Raw genomic sequence first — 18,055 nt, forward strand, 5'->3', positions numbered from 1 at the left:
TCGCCGGTCACGGTTTGGCGAGCGTCTGCAGCGCGGCGCGCATCAGCACCGCGACGCCGACCGACGGGTCGTCCTCGGCAAGATTCTCGACCCGGTCGCAGGCGGCCTCCGCATCCTTGGCCGACCAGCCGAGTCCCTGCAGACCCTGGCTGACCTGTTCCCGCCATTCCGCGGACTGGGTCGTGGTCGGGCCGTTGCCGGCCGTGGGCTGCTCCGACAGCACGGCGTTGACCTTGTCCTTCAGTTCGATGACGATCCGCTGGGCACCCTTCCGGCCGACACCCGGGACCTTGGTCAAGGCGACGAGGTTCTCGGTGGCGATCGCCTGCCGGAGATCGTCGGGCGTCAGTACGGCCAGGGCGGCCTGGGCGAGTTTCGGGCCGACCCCGGACGCCGTCATCAGCAGCTCGAAGAAGTCGCGCTCCTCGGCGGTGCCGAAGCCGTACAGGGTGAGCGAATCCTCGCGGACCACGAGGGAGGTGGACAGCGTTGCCTGCTGACCGCGCCGCAGTTCGGCGGTGGTGTTGGGGCCGCACAGCGTCTTGATCCCGACTCCTCCGACGTCGATCACAGCCCAGGTGGCCCCGACCGCGCTGACGGTCCCGGTCAGTTGCGCGATCACGCGTGCGTTCTCCTCGTTCCGTCGGCTTGTGAGGTCTGCTTGCGGGCCTGGGCGTACGCCGCACGCTGCCGGGATGCGAGCCGTGCGGCGCCGTCCGCGGCGCGAGTGATCCGATCGGAGGCCGCACCGCGCCAGAGGTGACAGATCGCCAGGGCGAGAGCGTCGGCCGCGTCCGCGGGTTTCGGCGTGGTCTCCAGCCGCAGAATGCGGGTCACCATCGCGCCGACCTGGGCCTTGTCGGCGCGCCCGGACCCGGTGATGGCCGCCTTGACCTCGCTCGGCGTGTGCAGCGCCACCGGCAGCTGGTGCCTGGCGGCGACCAACATCGCGACGCCGGCCGCCTGGGCGGTGCCCATCACGGTCTGCACGTTGTGCTGGGAGAACACCCGCTCCACGGCGATGACGTCGGGCTGGTGTTCAGTGACCCAGTGCTCGAAGGCGGTCTCCAGCCTCAGCAGTCGCTGAGCGACCTCGAGGGTGGTGTCGGTGCGGACCACATCCACCGCAACCAGGGCAGGATTCCGGCCGACGGACCCGTCGACGACACCGAAACCGCACCGGGTCAGCCCGGGGTCGATGCCCAGGACACGCACGCGACCTCCTGACGACGCGATCCGAACAGATGTTCGCACGCTATCCCAGCCCGGCCCGCCGTCGGCCCCATCCGGCCTCGGCGTGTCGGCGGATGACGGCGCGTGCCGTGCATTCCTGCCGTCCAGAACGTGCCGAGAGCCCTCGGGGCGTCACCGGCGGTCGTCCGGACGGCCGATGTTCACGTTTTGGGGTCAGTCGACGCCGGACTCGATGGCGGCGCGGTCCAGCAGGTCCTCTTCCTCGGCTGCCGGGTTGGACGAGATCGCCTCGGCGCCGCCGGGTTCGAGCGCTCCGACGAGTCTTGACTCCCGTTCCGGCAGCGAGCCGCGGCCGGCATAGAACTCCAGCTTGGTCCGGGTGTCGGCGATGTCGAGGTTGCGCATGGTCAGCTGGCCGATCCGATCGGTCGGGCCGAAGGCCGCGTCCTCGGTCCGCTCCATCGACAACTTGTCCGGGTGGTAGGAGAACTCCGGGCCTGTGGTGTCCAGCACCGAGTAATCCTCACCCCGCCTCAGCCGCAGGGTCACCGTGCCGGTCACCGCCGAAGCGACCCAGCGCAGCAGCCCGTCCCTGATCATCAGGGACTGCGGATCGAACCAGCGGCCCTCGTAGAGCAGCCGGCCGAGCTTGCGGCCCTCGTTGTGATAGGACGCGACCGTGTCCTCGTTGTGGATCGCATTGATCAACCGCTCGTAGGCGATGTGCAGCAGCGCCATGCCCGGAGCTTCGTAGATGCCCCGCGACTTGGCCTCGATGATCCGGTTCTCGATCTGGTCGGACATGCCCAGGCCGTGCCGGCCGCCGATCGCGTTCGCCTCACTGAACAGGTCGACGATGTCGGTGTAGGACTTGCCGTTGATCGTCGTCGGGCGGCCGCCCTCGAAGCTGATCTCCACATCCTCGGTGTCGATCACCACCGAATCGTCCCAGTACTTGACGCCCATGATCGGCTCGACGATCTCGATCGAGGCGTCCAGATGCTCCAACTGCTTGGCCTCATGGGTCGCGCCGAGGATGTTGGCATCGGTGGAGTACGCCTTCTCGGTGCTGTCCCGGTACGGCAGTCCGTGGGACAGCAGCCATTCCGACATCTCTTTCCTGCCGCCGAGTTCGGCGACGAAGTCGGCGTCCAGCCACGGCTTGTAGATCCGCAGGCCGGGGTTGGCCAACAGGCCGTATCGATAGAAGCGTTCGATGTCGTTGCCCTTGAACGTGGAGCCGTCGCCCCAGATCGACACCGAGTCCTCGGCCATGGCTCGGACCAGCAGGGTGCCGGTCACCGCCCGACCCAGCGGTGTGGTGTTGAAGTAGGTACGCCCGCCCGAGCGGATGTGGAAGGCGCCGCAGGCGATCGCCGCCAGGCCCTCCTCCACCAACTGCGTCTTGCAGTCGACCAGCCGGGAGAGTTCGGCGCCGTACTGTGCGGCGCGCCCGGGGACGGAGGCGATGTCGTGCTCGTCGTACTGTCCCAGATCGGCGGTGTAGGTGCACGGGATCGCGCCCTTGTCACGCATCCAGGCAACGGCGACCGATGTGTCGAGACCGCCGGAGAACGCGATGCCGACCCGTTGGCCGACCGGGAGAGAGCTGAGCACCTTGGACATACGCATGATTATGCAGCACTCCGAATGGATATGCATAATCTCGACGAGCAGCGGGCGGAGCGACTAGAACACCGCGGGGTGGGTACTGTCGCCGAGCGTGGCCAATCCGACCACACCCGCGGGGCCGTTGGGCTCGTCACGACCAGGGAGAGAACCACGTGGTAGCCGGCCGGCCAACGGTTGTGATCGTTGACGATTCCGACCAGCTGCGACGGTTGGTCACGTCGCGACTCGAACGATCGGGCCTGTTCGATGTCGTCGGCGAGGGCCGCGACGGCACCGAGGCGATCGGGCTGGCCTACCAGCACCAACCCGATCTTGTGCTGCTGGACACGTCGATGCCCGCGATGGACGGTCTGGAGGCGCTTCCTGGCATCCTCGAGGTGTCCCCGGGCAGCCGGGTCGTGATGTACACCGGTTTCGAGGAACCGTCGTTGGCGGAGGTGGCCCGCGAGCTGGGGGCTGCCGACTTCATCGCCAAGTCCCACCCGATCGAGCGGATACCGGAACGGCTGGCGGAGGTTGTGGGTGTCCCTGCCCGGCCCAGGACGCCGCCCCTGGCGGCGGTGACTCCTCGAACTGAGCGCAACGAGCAGGACCAACAGATCCTCGCCGACCACCTCGGCCGCTTCCGTGACATCTTCGACGTTGCCGCGATCGGCATGGCGACCCTGACGCTGAATGGGACCGTTGTCCGGGCCAACCGCGCGCTGGCCTCACTGTTCCTTGCCCAGCCGCACGAGCTCGTCGGGGTGGACTACGGACGGTTGACCAGCGGCCGGGGTGCGCAGTTCGACGAGGCGCTCGAGTCGATCAAGCGTGGCGAGGATTCGTTCGCGTTCGAGCACCAGGTGGCCGGCTACAGCACGCCGCAGATCGCCCGGGCGACCTTGGCACCGGTGCACGACTCCGAGGGCGTACCGCTGTTCGCGTTCCTCCAGGTCCAGGACATCACCGCCCAACGCGCCGCCGAGGACCGCTTCCGGCGCAGTGAGGAACGCTTCCGGCTGTTGGTCAGCGCCGTCCAGGAGTACGCCATCTTCATGCTGGACACCGAAGGCCGGGTGATCAGCTGGAACGCCGGCGCGCAGCGGATCAAGGGCTATCGCGCGGAGGAGATCGTCGGGAAGCACTTCCGGGTCTTCTATCCCGAGCAGCAGCAACGCATCAGGCATCCCGAGGACGAGTTGCGGATCGCCCTGCAGCGCGGCAGTTACGCCGAGGAGGGTTGGCGGATCCGGAAGGATGGCGGACGGTTCTGGGCGAGCGTGGTGATCACCGCGGTGTTCGACGACGCGGGCAAGCATGTCGGCTTCGCCAAGGTGACCCGCGATCAGACCGAACGGCGCCTGGCCGAGGAGGGCCGGGAGCGGGTGCTGGAGCAGCAGCTCCGGCTGCTGGCCGTGACCGGACACGAACTGGGTACGCCGACCGCGGTGATCGACGCCACTGTGGAGAGTGTGTTGGGCGACGATCAGTTGTCGGAGAAGGAACGGACGCGACTGCTGACCGAGGTGCGCACCAGCACCCGGCGGCTGCAGAACCTTTCCTCGGACCTGTTGACCGCCTCGCGGATCGACGCCGGCAGTCTGACCCTGCGGCCCTCGCCGACCACCCTCGCATCGGTCCTGCACGGTGCTGCCGACCGGGCCCGGATCGCTGCACCGGCAGCCGACGTCAGGGTTTCCGGTGATCTCGACGCGGATCTCACTGTGGACCCGGTACGCATCGGGCAGGCGGTGGACAACCTGATCGGCAACGCCCTGCGCCACGGCAGGCCGCCCGTGTTGGTCGAGGGACGGATCGCGCCCGCAGATCCTGATCGAGTGATCATCAAGGTCAGCGACTCCGGTCCCGGCGTCGATCAGGAGATCCGCGACCGGTTGTTCGATCGCTTCGTCGCCGGGACCCGGGCGGGCGGTGCCGGACTGGGTCTGTACGTCGTGCAGGAGGTCAGCCGGCTGCACGGTGGCGAGGCCCGGTACGAGCCGCCCGCGGAGGAGCACCCGGGTGGCTTCGTTCTCGAGATCCCCCGCCACGCTCAATCCGAGAGTTCCTGATCACTGGGCCGACTGCGAGCCGGCCCCCACGTACGGCCCTCCAGCACGGTCCTGAAGTTCGGCCCGCACCACGGACTCTGGTCCCGACCCACGTCCCCTGGACGCGGCCGGCACACATCCCCGGCCGCCGCCGAATTGGTAACACGCGGCACGAATTCGGGCGCCATGGCCAGCGAACGGGCGGATTTGGTGGCACGTGTTACCAATTCGACGCAGCAGGGCGTCCCAACAGAACCGCATCCCATGCCGGAGGACGTCCACGCAGAACCTCGTCGAATCGGTAACACGTGGGACCAATTCGACTGCCGAAGTGCATGGCGGCGGCCGAATGATGCCACGTGTTACGAAATCGACGACCGGCCCGTGGGCTCGGACCGGTCGTCGAATCGGAAGCGGATGGTCGGCCGACGCCGCCCGGAGCTGCTGCTCAGAGGTACTGGCCGGTGTTCGACACGGTGTCGATCGAGCGGCCGGGCTGGGTGCCCTTGTTGGAGGAGATCAGCGTACGGATGAAGACGATCCGCTCGCCCTTCTTGCCGCTGATCTTGGCCCAGTCGTCCGGGTTGGTGGTGTTGGGCAGATCCTCGTTCTCGGCGAACTCGTCGACGATCGCCTGCATCAGGTGACCGATCCGCAGGCCCTTCGACCCGGTGTCGAGGAACTCCTTGATCGCCATCTTCTTCGCCCGGTCGACGATGTTCTGGATCATCGCGCCGGAGTTGAAATCCTTGAAGTACAAGATCTCCTTGTCCCCGCCGGCGTAGGTGACCTCGAGGAACTGGTTCTCCTCGGAGTCGTCGTACATCCTGGCGACGGTCCGCTCGATCATCGCCTCGACGGTACGCTGACGGTCGCCGCCGAACTCCCGCAGATCCTCCTCGTGCAACGGCAGAACGGCGGTCAGGTACTTGCTGAAGATGTCCCGGGCCGCCTCGGCGTCCGGGCGTTCGATCTTGATCTTCACGTCCAGCCGGCCCGGCCGCAGGATGGCGGGATCGATCATGTCCTCACGGTTCGAGGCGCCGATGATGATCACGTTCTCCAGACCCTCGACACCATCGATCTCGCTCAACAGCTGCGGCACGATCGTGTTCTCCACATCGGAGGACACGCCGGTGCCACGGGTCCGGAACAGCGAATCCATCTCGTCGAAGAAGACGATCACCGGCATACCGTCGGTGGCCTTCTCCCGTGCCCGCTGGAACACCAGCCGGATGTGCCGTTCGGTCTCGCCGACGTACTTGTTCAGCAGCTCCGGACCCTTGATGTTGAGGAAGAAGCTGCGTCCCTCGCGGCCGGTCCGCTCGGTCACCTTCTTGGCCAGCGAGTTCGCCACCGCCTTGGCGATCATGGTCTTGCCACAACCGGGCGGGCCGTAGAGCAGGATGCCCTTCGGCGCCTTCAGGTAGTGCTCGGCGAAGAGATCCCCGTGGAGGAAGGGCAGTTCGACAGCATCCCGGATGGCCTCGATCTGGCCGGTCAGACCACCGATCTCCTCATAGCCGATGTCCGGCACCTCTTCGAGGACCAGCTCCTCGACGTCCAGCTTCGGAACCCGCTCGTAGGCGAAATGAACCCGGCGGTCGACCAACAGCGAATCACCGGCCCGCAGCCGTTCGTCACGGAGCTGATCAGCCAGCCGTACGACGCTCTCCTCGTCACCGTGCCCGACGATCAAGGCACGCTCGCCGTCAGCCATCAGTTCCTTGAGGCTGACCACCTCGCCGACCTCGTCGAAGTCCAGCACACCGACCACGTTCAGCGCCTCGTTGAGGATCACCTCACGGCCCGGTTCCAACCTGTCGATGACCTCCGGGCTCACGCTGACCCGCATCTTGCGGCCGGCGGTCCAGATGTCGGCAGTGGCGTCGTCAACGGGACCGAGGAACACTCCGAAGCTCGCCGGTGGTTGGGCCAACCGGTCGACCTCGGCTTTCAACGAGATGATCTGCTCCCGAGCCTCGCGCAGCGTCGTGGCGAGCCGCTCGTTGTTGGCCGAGGCGGCGCGCACATCGGCCCGGGCGTCGGCAAGCCGGCGCTCGAGCATCGCAAGATCATGTGGGTGGGACGAGATCCTGTCCCGCAACCGGTTCAGTTCGTCGTTCAGTTGCCCGATCCGGTTCAGCAAAACATCTTTGTTGTGCTCGGTCTCGTGCCCGCTGAAGTCCTGGTCCGGCCTGTTGCGGCGTTCCGGCGTTTCAGTCATATGGACACCTCCATGCCGAAACAGTACCCGCGGGCGGGGACAGACAAGGCCAGATTCCGAACGACTGAGACGCCTTAATTGTTACGGTTCGGTTCCGTCGGACGCGGTGTCCCGACGGCGCGGACCGGTGTAATCCTCGCCGTAGGCACCAGGCGCGGGTCGTCGCTTTCTGGCCGGCGCGACCACTCCGGGGGCGAGCCGGCGGGCGGTGAGTAGGAAGCCGGTGTGGCCGACCATCTGGTGCGACGGCCGGATCGCCAGGCCCTCGACATGCCAGCCACGGACCATCGATTCGTTCGCCTTGGGCTCGGTGAAGCCGCCGTGCACCCGGAGGGTCTCGGTGATCCGTCCGAGCTGGGTGGTGGTGGCGATGTAACAACAGATCACTCCGCCCGGCACGAGCCGTTCGGCGATCACGTCCACGCATTCCCAGGGTGCCAGCATGTCCAGCACCACCCGGTCCACCTCGGCCGGAGCCCTGGGGTCGGCGTCCTCGCCGGCGCCGAGCGCCACCGCCAGATCGCCGATCCGCAGATCCCAGGCCGGATGTTCGGTGCCCAGGAAGTTGCGCACGTTCTTCGCCGCGATCGCCGCGAAGTCCTCGCGGCGCTCGTACGACGTCAGCCGCCCGGTCGGGCCGATGGCCCGCAACAACGCCAGGCTCAGCGCGCCGGATCCGGCACCTGCCTCAAGCACCCTGGCACCAGGGAAGATGTCAGCTCCGACCACGATCTGCGCGGCGTCCTTGGGATAGACGACCTGGGCGCCGCGCGGCATGCCGGTGGTGAACTCGCCGAGCAGCGGACGCAGTGCCAGGTAAGGTACGCCGCCGGCCGAGGTGACCACGACACCCTCCGGCCCGCCGATCAGGTCGTCGTGGGCGATCGCTCCCTTGGCCGTGTGGAACCGTTGGCCGCTCGACAGCAGGACCGAATGCCGGCGGCCCTTCGGATCGGTCAGCGTCACCCGTTCGCCCACCCGCAGCGGTCCGGTCCGGACGCCGGCATAGACCGCCGGATCAGTCGCCGGATCGGTCGGCGGATCGGTCGGCCGCCGCTCAGCCGTCGGGTCATCCCAGGTGCTCATCGGTCGATCCTGAAGCCCCACAGGCCGAGCTGCCAACCCGGCCCGAATCCGTCGCTCGTCGCCTTGGTCCGCGGTCCGAGGTAGACGTACTCCGAGGACTGCGAAAGCGGCAACACGATCTTCTCCTCGGCCGCGGCGTGTTGCAGTTCGGCCAACGCGCCGGACAGCTGCGGCGAGCCGACACCGGCCTCCCGGGCCTTCTCAAGACCTGAGGCGATCTCGCTCTGCTGCCCCTTCATCGGATCGTCGATCACCGGCTGGAGCCAGGCGACGCCGGTCGGCACCCACGCTTTGCGGTCGACCAGTTGCAGATCGGCTCGCGGGTCGTCCGGGCGCAGCAGAACGCTCATCCCGCCGGTGTCCTCCAGCCTGGTCCGGATCTGGGTGGCCAGGTCCAGGCTGTTGGGTGCGGTCGGGTCGTAGCCGAGGGTGAGCTGGATCCGGTTGTCCCAGGTGATCTTGATGTCGGCCCTGCCGCCCAGCGGGAATGACGCCCGATGGCCGGGGACACCGGCCGGCACCACCGAATCCAGGGTGCGGTCCTCCTGCAGAGCCGCGGCGATCGCGTCCCGTAGCGCGGTGGAGTCACGATGCCGGGAGTCGGGATTCCACAGCAGTTGCTCGACCCGACCCCCGGGGAGGATGAGCTGACCGAAGCCGGCCTTGCTGACCTGGTCCTTCGAGACACTCAGCTGCGCCTGCAACCGCTGCTGCGCGGCCGAACTCAGGCCACGCCAGACGACGTCGGTCTCGTGCTTGCTCATCGCCTCTTCGATGCTGGCCGAATCCGGCATGGTCCGGATCACGACGTTGCCGACCTCCGCGGCGGCGTACCCCTTGTAGTCGAGGAATTTGCCCAGCTCAAGCTCGTCCTTGTCGAATCTGACCACCCGGAACGGCCCCGATCCGACGATCGGTTTGTCCGGACCCTGGATCCGGTCGGGGTTGTAGACCTTGGAATCGACGATGGACGCAGCCGGCGAGGCCAGCGCGCGGGAGAACTGGGTGTCGTACCGGCTCAGTACGAAGCGTACGGTCTGGGCATCCGGTGTCTCGACGCGCCGCAGCGAACCCATCAGCGAGGCCGACGACCCACCTACGTCCAAACGCAGGGCCCGCTGGATGCTGAACTTCACGTCGGCGGAGGTCATCGGATCGCCGTTGCTGAACTTCAGGTCGGGCCGGAGCACGCACTCATAGACCGTCCGGGTCGGATAGCTGCAGTCCTGGGCGGCGTCGGGTTTGAGCCACTGCGGTTGGGTCGGGTCGATCGTCATCAGCCGTTGGAAGACGTTCTGGGTCAGCATCGTCGAGCCGGTGTCGGCAACCGCCGCGGGATCGGCGGTTCTGATCCGGTCGGTGGTCATCACCGTGAACGGACGTTCCGGGCTCGGGCTGGTCGACGGCGTCGGCCCGGGATCGGGCGCAGAACCGCTGCATCCGCTGATCATCGCCAGCACCATGATCACCGGGATGATCCGCAGGGTGATCAGCTTCGCCGAACGCATCGATCGGAGCTTCCTCGGCATCGCCACCGTGGTGATCAACCCACTCTGCGTTGCAGAAGACCCGCGACCGTCGCGGCGTCAAGTTCCTCCAGGGAGGAGACCCGCACCTGGTTGGGCGCATGGGGCACCGGGACGACGTTCTCGATCACCACGACCATCGCGCCGGCATCACCACCGGACCGGGCCCCGGGCGGGCTGTCCTCGAAGACCACACAGTCCTGTGGGCGCACCCCCAGCTTCCGGCAGGCCAACAGGTACGGCTCGGGATCGGGTTTGCCGTTGATCACCTCGTCACCGGCCACCGACGCCGTGAACGAGCCTTCCGGAAGCCGGCCGATGATCACATCGAGCAGCTCGCGATAGGAGGCCGAGACCAGGGCACTGGGAATACCGGCCCGGCGCAGCGACTCGAGCAACTCTCGGGCACCCGGCCGCCACGGGATGGGATTGGTGCGGCAGTAGTCGACGACCTGCTGCAGCAACTGCTCCACGATCCAGGCCGGCGACAGGTCGTCCCGGCCGATCACCTTGGCGATGTAGGCACCGGAGTCGATCAGCGCGTTGCCGACCAGTTGGTGGGCGTGGTGATCGTTCCACTCCCCACCGAGTTTGGGGATCAGTTCGTACTCCGCGGCGATCCAGATCGGTTCGGTGTCGGCCAGCGTGCCGTCGAAGTCCCAGAGGGTGGCGGCGAGTCCGCCGGCGGTCGCGGTGCCGGCGGTCGGCGCGGAGAAACTGGGCTCAGGTACTGGATCGCTCATGGCTGGCCCATTGTCGCAAAGATCGCCCGTCGGACCGGCATCCGACCTTCGGGTGGACCCGGCGCAGCAGTGCGCCCACGCCGGAGACTGGGAAACCCCCGGGAGCTACGCCGGAGCAGTCCTATGCTGGAGGTTCCCTGTGTCCCCACCCTGAACGAGGTATTCGTGGCCGACCGCGCTGACCTTCGCCCCGACGCGACCACCGAACTGACCGCCGCCCTGCAGCAGCGGATCTTGGTTCTGGACGGCGCGATGGGCACCATGGTGCAGCGGCACAAGCTGACCGAACAGGATTACCGGGGTGAGCGGTTCGCCGACTGGCCCCGGGACGTTCAGGGGAACAACGACCTGTTGGTGCTGACCCAGCCCGACATCGTCACCGACATCCACCGGGCCTACCTCGAGGCCGGAGCCGACATCGTCGAGACCGACACCTTCAACGCCCAGCGGATCTCGTTGTCCGACTACGGCATGGAGGAATTGGCCTACGAGATCAATGTCGAGGCCGCCCGACTTGCCCGCACGGCCTGCGATGCCGTCACGGCCACCACCCCGGACCGGCCGCGGTACGTCGCCGGCGCGCTGGGGCCGCTGAACCGGACCGCATCCATCTCCCCCGACGTCAATGATCCCGGCGCCCGGAACATCGACTTCGACACCATTGTCGCCGCCTACCTGGAGCAGTGCCGCGGACTGGTGGACGGCGGAGCCGACATCCTGCAGATCGAAACGATCTTCGACACCCTGAACGCCAAGGCGGCGATCTTCGCCGTCGAGACGCTCTTCGAGGAGTACGGCCGCCGCTGGCCGGTGATCATCTCCGGAACGATCACCGACGCCTCCGGCCGGACCTTGACCGGTCAGGTGACCGAGGCGTTCTGGAACTCGGTCAGTCATGCCCGTCCGCTGATCGTCGGGCTGAACTGTTCGCTGGGCGGCGCGGAGATGCGCCCGTATGTGGCCGAACTGTCCCGGGTCGCCGACTGCTTCACCCACGCCTATCCGAACGCCGGGCTGCCGAACGCCTTCGGCGAGTACGACGAAGGGCCCGAGGACACCGCCGGTCCGGTCGGCGATTTCGCCCGGTCCGGCTTCGTGAACATGGTCGGCGGATGCTGCGGGACAACGCCCGACCACATAGCCGCCCTGGCCAAGGCCGTCGACGGGGTCGCCCCGCGGGTTCCCTCGAAGATCACGCCGGCACTCCGGCTGTCCGGATTGGAACCGCTGACCGTCGACGACGACTCGCTGTTCGTCAACGTGGGTGAACGGACCAACATCACCGGCTCCGCCCGGTTCCGGAAGTTGATCAGGACCGGTGACTACAACACCGCCCTCGAGGTCGCCCGGCAGCAGGTGGAGAGCGGCGCCCAGGTGATCGACGTCAACATGGACGAGGGCATGATCGACGGCAAGGCCGCGATGCAGCGGTTCCTGCGCTTGATCAGCAGTGAACCCGACATCAGCCGCGTGCCGATCATGGTCGACTCCTCCAAGTGGGAGGTGATCGAGGAGGGCCTGAAGAACGTCCAGGGCAAGTCGATCGTCAATTCGATCTCGCTCAAGGAGGGCGAGGAGCCGTTCGTCGAACACGCCCGGCTGTGTCGCAAGTACGGGGCCGCGGTAGTGGTGATGGCCTTCGACGAGCAGGGTCAGGCGGACAATCTCCAACGCCGCAAGCAGATCTGCCGACGGGCGTACGACATCCTCACCCAGAAGGTCGGCTTCGATCCGACCGACATCATCTTCGACCCCAACGCGTTCGCGGTCGCCACCGGCATCGAGGAACACGCCACCTACGGCATCGACTTCATCGAGGGTGTCCGGTGGATCAAGGAGAACCTTCCGGGCGCGAAGACCAGCGGCGGCATCTCCAACGTGTCCTTCTCCTTCCGCGGCAACAACGCGGTCCGGGAGGCGATCCACGCCGTCTTCCTGTACCACGCGATCAGGGCCGGCCTGACGATGGGGATCGTCAATGCCGGCTCGCTAGCCGTCTACGACGAGATCGATCCGAAGCTCCGCGAACGGATCGAGGACGTGATCCTCAACCGTCGTCCGGACGCGGCCGACCGACTGCTGGAGGTCGCCGGCGAGTTCGCCGGCAGTGATCAGCAGCGCGAGGTCGTCAACGAGGAGTGGCGATCGCTGCCTGTCAGCGAACGGATCACCCATGCACTCGTGAAGGGCATCGACAGCTACGCCGAGGCCGACACCGAGGAACTCCGCCTCGAGATCGCCGCCCGCGGCGGCCGGCCGCTGGAGGTGATCGAGGGCCCACTGATGGACGGCATGAACGTCGTCGGCGAGTTGTTCGGCTCCGGGAAGATGTTCCTTCCCCAGGTGGTCAAATCGGCGCGGGTGATGAAGAAGGCTGTCGCGTACCTGATCCCGTTCATCGAGGCCGAGAAGACTGACGGCGAGACCGGAACCAACGGGACCGTGGTGATGGCGACGGTGAAGGGTGATGTGCACGACATCGGCAAGAACATCGTCGGCGTCGTGTTGCAGTGCAACAACTATGAGGTGATCGATCTCGGCGTGATGGTGCCGGCGCAGAAGATCCTCGACGCCGCCAAGGAGCACAACGCCGACATCATCGGGCTGTCCGGACTGATCACCCCGTCGCTGGACGAGATGGTCAACTTCGCCAGCGAGATGGAACGTCAGGGACTTGACATTCCGTTGTTGATCGGTGGCGCCACTACCTCGCGGGCGCACACCGCGGTCAAGGTCGACCCGGCCTATCACGGCCCGGTCGTCTGGGTGAAGGACGCGTCCCGGTCCGTCCCGGTGGTGGCCAACCTGCTGTCCGACGAGCGGCGCCCTGCCCTGCTGGCAGACCTCAGGACCGACTACGACGCGCTGCGGAAACGCCACGCCGGCCGCAGCGACGACCGGGCCGTACTGCCGATCGAGGCAGCCCGCGCCGACCGTACGCCGATCGACTGGTCGGATTATCACCCGCCCCGGCCACGGCTGCTGCTGCAGCAGGCTCGGGACGGGCACACCGACGACTACCATCCGCCGACCGAGCCGATGCAATACGTGAAGACCTTCGAGAGCTATTCGCTGGCGGAGCTGCGCGAGTACATCGACTGGCAGCCGTTCTTCAACGCCTGGGAGCTGAAGGGACGATTCCCCGACATCCTGAACAACCCGACGACCGGCGATGCCGCACGCAGGCTCTGGGACGACGCGAACCAGATGCTGGACAAGATCATCGAGGAACGCTGGCTGACCGCCTCGGCCGTGATCGGGTTGTTCCCGGCGAACGCCGTCGGCGACGACATCGAGGTCTACCTCGACGAACGACGGCAGGACGTACGGACCACCCTGCATCAGCTGCGGCAACAGACCGAGCATCGGCCGGGCGTACCGCACCGGTCGTTGGCCGACTATGTCGCACCCAAGGAAACCGGTCTGGCCGACTACGTCGGCGGGTTCGCCGTGACCGCCGGGATCGGTATCGAGACCAAGATCGCCGAATTCAAGGCGGCCCTGGACGACTACAGCGCCATCCTGCTGGAATCGCTGGCCGACCGGCTGGCCGAGGCGTTCGCGGAACGGATGCACCAGCGGGTCCGCACCGAGTTCTGGGGATACGTCCCGGACGAGAAGCTCACCAACGCCGACCTGATCAAGGAGCGGTACGCCGGCATCCGGCCGGCGCCGGGATACCCGGCCTGTCCGGAACACACCGAGAAGCAGACCCTGTGGGGGCTGCTGGACGTCGAGGCGCATGTCGGGATCAAGCTCACCGACTCGATGGCGATGTGGCCGGGCGCCTCGGTCAGCGGCTGGTACTTCAGCCACCCGCAGTCGCAGTATTTCGTGGTCGGGCGGATCGGGAAGGACCAGGTCGCCGACTACGCCGACCGTAAGGGCTGGACGGTGCCCGAGGCCGAGAAGTGGTTGAGCCCGAATTTGGGGTACAACCCGTCCTGACCGCGCCTCCCGCAACCGTCGGGCTACGCGGCGGTTGCAGTGCGGAGGACTACGCTGGAGGCACTATGGCGGACGAATCTGCACAGATCAGCGGCTTGCGAGGTCTGGTCGACCCGGTGGTGTTCGTTGCCTTCGGCGGCTGGAACGACGCCGGCAGCGCTGCATCCCAGGCCGTCGAACATCTCGCCGACACCTACAACACCAAACAGGCGTTCTCGCTCAATCCCGACGACTTCTACGACTACCAGGTGAACCGGCCCGAGGTCCGGGGCAGCGGCGAGACCCGCCGCATAGCCTGGCCGACCACCGAGATCCGGGTCGGGAAACTGCCGAACGACCAGGACATCGTCATCGTCCAGGGGTTGGAGCCCAACTTCCGCTGGCGGCAGTTCTGTCAGCTCTTGACCTCGGCGCTGCGCTCGGCGGGCGCCAAGCGGGTCTATCTGATCGGCGCCCTGCTCGCCGATCACCCGCACACCCGGCCGATCCCGGTGTCGGCCAATTCCGGAGACCGGGCGGTGGCTGAGGAACTCGGACTCGAGCCGTCGACGTACGAGGGTCCGACCGGCATCCTCGGCATCCTCAACGACCAGCTGGACAAGGCCGACATCCAGACCGTCAGCCTCTGGGCGGCGATCCCGCACTACGTGTCGTCGCCCCCGTCGCCGAAGGGCACCCTGGCCCTGCTGAACCGGCTGGAGGACCTGCTGGACCTTTCCCTCGACCTGGGTGACCTTCCGGAGCTGGCACGGGCGTGGGAGCGCGGTGTCAACGAACTGGCGGCCGACGACACCGAGGTCGCCGAATACGTCGAGGCCCTGGAACATCAGCGGGATGAGAGCGATCTGCCCGAGGCGAGCGGTGACGCCATCGCCGCCGAGTTCGAGCGCTACCTGCGGCGTCGCCGCCAGCAATAGCCGTACCCCTCTTGCCGTACCCCATTGCCGCACCACCTGCTGCATCCCGCACCCTGTACACAGGGTGCGGGATGCATTAGCTGGTGCGGGAGTCGGCGGTCTGTCGCAGGGAGGCGACCATCGCATCCGGGTCGTCGACGCCGAACACCGCAGAACCCGCGACGAAGGCATCCGCTCCGGCGTCGGCGCAGCGAGCGATCGTGTCGGCGGAGACTCCCCCGTCGACCTGCAGCCAGATGTCGGTGCCGGTCTTGTTGATCAACTCCCGGGCCCTGGCGATCTTGGGCAGGGTGAGGTCGAGGAACTTCTGCCCACCGAAACCCGGCTCGACGGTCATGACCAGGATCATGTCGACCTCACCGAGAAGCTCTGCGTACGGCTCGATCGGCGTCGCCGGCTTCAGCGCCATCCCCACCCGGGCCCCCTTGGCGCGGATCTCGCGGGCCAGCCGGACCGGTGCCTTTGCAGCCTCCAGGTGGAAGGTGACCGATTCCACGCCCGCCTCGGCGTATCCCGGTGCCCAGACATCGGGTTCGTCGATCATCAGATGGATGTCGAGGAACTTGTCGGTGATCTTGCGGATCGACTCGACCACGGGCAACCCGAGCGTCAAGTTGGGAACGAAGTGGTTGTCCATCACATCGACATGCAGGGCGTCGGCACCGGGAACCTTCTCGATGTCGCGTTGCAGATTGGCGAAGTCGGCCGACAGGATGCTCGGCATGATCTTGTTCGAACGGCTGTTGGCTTCCGGCACGGCGCGATTCTAGTCGGCGGCCTCCCTGACGACACACACCTTGAGGGCACCCGGCTCGATCTCGGCGACCATGCGCTGGCAGCTGCCCATCGAGTCGCCGTCCAGTTCGTACTCGTCGGGTTCCTCCAGCACGACCTCGACCCGTTTGCCCACGAGTTGATCGACCCGGTCCCCCGGTTGACCCTTTCTGGTCACCAGCCTGAGGAGGATGCCGAGCCAATGGCGGAACCTCGTCGGGCTGGCCACCACGACGTCGAGCAACCCGTCATCCGGTTTGGCGTCCGGGATCAGCTCGACCTGTCCCTGGATCGCTCCGACATTGCCGACCAGGCAGAGCATCGCCCGCCGACGCAGAGTCGGGCCGTCGTCGACGGTGATCCGCATCACCCGTGGTTTCCGGCCGAGTTCCCGTGCCGTGGCGACCACGTACGCCACCGAGCCGGCCTTGTCCTTCAATCCCTTCAGTGACGAGTCGCTGCTGTTCATGATGGCTGCGTCCAGCCCGATGCCGGCCATCACAGCGAATCGGTCGGGCTCGTTGTCGTCGGTGGTGATCTTGACCACGTCGAGACTGCGCATCGTCGATCCGAGAGCCACGTCGACGGCATCCGGTTCGGTCAGGGGAATGCCGAGGTTGCGCGCCAGCAGGTTGGCGGTCCCGGCCGGAATGATGCCCAACGACACGTCGGAACCTGCGAGCCCGGAGGCAACAGCGCGTACGGTGCCGTCCCCGCCCGCCGCCAGCACCCGGTCGACTCCCTCCTCGACTGCCTGTTCGGCCATCCCCCGGCCGGGATCGTCCTCACTGGTCTCCAGCCACAGCGGTTCGGCCCAGCCCAGTTGCTCCGCCCGTTCCTTGACCAGACCGGTGAGTTCTTCGCTGATCTTGGCCGGGTTCAGAACCACCGCCACCCGGCGCTCGGCGCCGCTCACCCGGCCCGGCCGTTCAGCTCGACCGCGGACCGCAACTGCGGCAGCAGGCCATATCCGTCCGGTGCCTGGTAGACCGGGATCTGCGACCGGTCACGATGCCGCGGGCCGCCTCGCCCCGGGTTGGGCCCTGGCAGACCATGGGACAGCACCTGCTCGGTGGGCGTCAGCTGTCGCAAGCCGATCGCCAGCACCTTGTCTGTGTGTTCCTGGGCGAAGCCGCCGTAGATGACCGGATCGTTCTGTCCGTCGTCACCGACCAGGATCCAGGTGACGTTGGGAAGCTCCTCGACCAGCCTGCGCAGACACGCCCATTTGTGTTCCCGGCCGCTGCGGAACCAACCGGTGTTGGTCGGACCCCAGTCGGTCAGCAGTAGCGGGCCGTCGGGGAAGCCGTGCCGCCGCAGGAAGCGGGCCAGTGTCGGCGCGGTGTTCCACGCGCCGGTGGACACATAGCAGGTGGGCGCTTGCGGATGTCCGTCCAGCAATTGCTGATACAGCTCGGCCATGCCCGGAACGGGCCTGCGGGCGCTCTCACTGAGTACGAAGGTGTTCCAGGCCGCCAGCAGTGGGCGCGGCAGGGAGGTGCTGATCACCGTGTCGTCGATGTCACTGATCAGACCGATGGTCGGCTCTGACGTGACCACTAGCACCGATCCGGTCTCCGCGCCTCCGTCGGCCTCGATCCGCACCTGGTGCCAACCGGGATCCAGGCCATGATCATCCACGACGACATCGAGATACCCGCCGCGATCGGTGGTCGCCCGGAGCTCCCGGTCGCCGACGGTGACGGTCACCGGCACTCCGGCGACCTGAGCGGTGACGAACGCCCGCCACCCGCGCTGGGTCTCCTCGGCGTCCCGGTCATCGTCCTCCCGGCGCGCCAGCAGCACCCGGCCGAGGACGTGGAGTGAGGTCACCGAGCCGTACCCGGTGTAGACGAGGATCCGGGTGGACCAGCCACGCCGCCTCAGGACTGCTGCCAGTCCGGCGTTCCAGGCGTCCTCGACGACGGCGGCAAGATGCGGGCGCGACATGACGCAAGAGTAGACGGCCCCCGAC

General features: G+C 67.0%; 13 protein-coding genes. 3 read left to right on the forward strand and 10 right to left on the reverse strand.

What is annotated here, in order from left to right:
* Window positions 1–7: 7 nt before the first annotated feature.
* The 3 genes from ruvA to argG form a co-directional block, all read right to left on the reverse strand.
* Window positions 8–622 carry a Holliday junction branch migration protein RuvA gene (gene ruvA, locus GJV80_RS07675; protein ID WP_154687389.1) on the reverse strand — a complete coding sequence of 205 codons (615 nt, stop codon included), beginning with the start codon at window positions 620–622 and terminating at the stop codon, window positions 8–10.
* Window positions 619–1,215 (reverse strand): crossover junction endodeoxyribonuclease RuvC, encoded by a 597-nt coding sequence (gene ruvC, locus GJV80_RS07680; protein WP_154687390.1) that lies wholly within the window; start codon window positions 1,213–1,215, stop codon window positions 619–621. The genes ruvA and ruvC overlap by 4 nt, the downstream gene beginning before the upstream one ends.
* A gap of 192 nt (window positions 1,216–1,407) precedes the next feature.
* Window positions 1,408–2,820: an argininosuccinate synthase gene (argG, locus tag GJV80_RS07685; protein ID WP_154687391.1), complete on the reverse strand. Its 1,413-nt coding sequence runs from the start codon at window positions 2,818–2,820 to the stop codon at window positions 1,408–1,410.
* A 182-nt stretch (window positions 2,821–3,002) separates the two neighbouring features.
* Here argG and GJV80_RS07690 point away from each other — a divergent pair, with 182 nt between their 5' ends.
* Window positions 3,003–4,880, forward strand: coding sequence for a PAS domain S-box protein (locus GJV80_RS07690; RefSeq protein WP_230208229.1), 1,878 nt, complete (start codon window positions 3,003–3,005; stop codon window positions 4,878–4,880).
* Between the two features lie 427 nt (window positions 4,881–5,307).
* Here GJV80_RS07690 and arc read toward each other — a convergent pair whose 3' ends face one another.
* From arc to GJV80_RS07710, 4 genes are all read right to left on the reverse strand, one after another.
* On the reverse strand, window positions 5,308–6,927 hold the full coding sequence (arc, locus tag GJV80_RS07695; RefSeq protein WP_370518847.1) for a proteasome ATPase: 1,620 nt from the start codon (window positions 6,925–6,927) through the stop codon (window positions 5,308–5,310).
* A 240-nt stretch (window positions 6,928–7,167) separates the two neighbouring features.
* Window positions 7,168–8,172, reverse strand: coding sequence for a tRNA (adenine-N1)-methyltransferase (locus tag GJV80_RS07700; protein ID WP_154687394.1), 1,005 nt, complete (start codon window positions 8,170–8,172; stop codon window positions 7,168–7,170).
* A complete protein-coding gene (locus tag GJV80_RS07705; RefSeq protein WP_195909230.1) occupies window positions 8,169–9,680 on the reverse strand; it encodes an ABC transporter substrate-binding protein in 1,512 nt (503 codons plus the stop codon). The genes GJV80_RS07700 and GJV80_RS07705 overlap by 4 nt, the downstream gene beginning before the upstream one ends.
* A 35-nt stretch (window positions 9,681–9,715) precedes the next feature.
* Entirely contained in the window at window positions 9,716–10,441 is a 726-nt protein-coding gene (locus GJV80_RS07710) for an HAD family phosphatase (protein WP_154687396.1), read from the reverse strand.
* 165 nt (window positions 10,442–10,606) lie between these two features.
* Between GJV80_RS07710 and metH the strand changes: the two genes are divergently transcribed.
* The gene (gene metH / locus GJV80_RS07715) at window positions 10,607–14,389 is read left to right on the forward strand and encodes a methionine synthase (protein WP_255455549.1); all 3,783 of its coding nucleotides are present in this window, start codon (window positions 10,607–10,609) and stop codon (window positions 14,387–14,389) included.
* A gap of 65 nt (window positions 14,390–14,454) precedes the next feature.
* A complete protein-coding gene (locus GJV80_RS07720; protein WP_154687398.1) occupies window positions 14,455–15,306 on the forward strand; it encodes a PAC2 family protein in 852 nt (283 codons plus the stop codon).
* 76 nt (window positions 15,307–15,382) lie between these two features.
* On the opposite strand, the gene rpe is transcribed toward GJV80_RS07720, so the two are convergent.
* Genes rpe through GJV80_RS07735 form a run of 3 tightly spaced genes read right to left on the reverse strand, consistent with a single transcriptional unit; the run spans window position 15,383 to window position 18,030 of the window.
* Window positions 15,383–16,063: a ribulose-phosphate 3-epimerase gene (rpe, locus tag GJV80_RS07725; RefSeq protein ID WP_255455550.1), complete on the reverse strand. Its 681-nt coding sequence runs from the start codon at window positions 16,061–16,063 to the stop codon at window positions 15,383–15,385.
* Between the two features lie 9 nt (window positions 16,064–16,072).
* On the reverse strand, window positions 16,073–16,996 hold the full coding sequence (locus tag GJV80_RS07730; RefSeq protein WP_195909231.1) for a diacylglycerol kinase family protein: 924 nt from the start codon (window positions 16,994–16,996) through the stop codon (window positions 16,073–16,075).
* Window positions 16,993–18,030, reverse strand: coding sequence for an App1 family protein (locus GJV80_RS07735; RefSeq protein ID WP_154687400.1), 1,038 nt, complete (start codon window positions 18,028–18,030; stop codon window positions 16,993–16,995). Before GJV80_RS07735 ends, GJV80_RS07730 begins: the two co-directional genes overlap by 4 nt.
* Window positions 18,031–18,055: the final 25 nt, after the last annotated feature.

Origin of the sequence: Microlunatus sp. Gsoil 973 (genome assembly GCF_009707365.1) — a bacterium.
Lineage (GTDB): Bacteria > Actinomycetota > Actinomycetes > Propionibacteriales > Propionibacteriaceae > Microlunatus.

What these genes read in the sequence shown, in the direction of transcription:
- argG (WP_154687391.1), bottom strand. Translation starts at nt 2,820, where the DNA reads ATGTCCAAGGTGCTCAGCTCTCTCCCGGTCGGCCAACGGGTCGGCATC.
- arc (WP_370518847.1), bottom strand. Translation starts at nt 6,927, where the DNA reads ATGCTCGAGCGCCGGCTTGCCGACGCCCGGGCCGATGTGCGCGCCGCC.
- GJV80_RS07700 (WP_154687394.1), bottom strand. Translation starts at nt 8,172, where the DNA reads ATGAGCACCTGGGATGACCCGACGGCTGAGCGGCGGCCGACCGATCCG.
- GJV80_RS07705 (WP_195909230.1), bottom strand. Translation starts at nt 9,680, where the DNA reads ATGCGTTCGGCGAAGCTGATCACCCTGCGGATCATCCCGGTGATCATG.
- GJV80_RS07710 (WP_154687396.1), bottom strand. Translation starts at nt 10,441, where the DNA reads ATGAGCGATCCAGTACCTGAGCCCAGTTTCTCCGCGCCGACCGCCGGC.
- GJV80_RS07720 (WP_154687398.1), top strand. Translation starts at nt 14,455, where the DNA reads ATGGCGGACGAATCTGCACAGATCAGCGGCTTGCGAGGTCTGGTCGAC.
- GJV80_RS07735 (WP_154687400.1), bottom strand. Translation starts at nt 18,030, where the DNA reads ATGTCGCGCCCGCATCTTGCCGCCGTCGTCGAGGACGCCTGGAACGCC.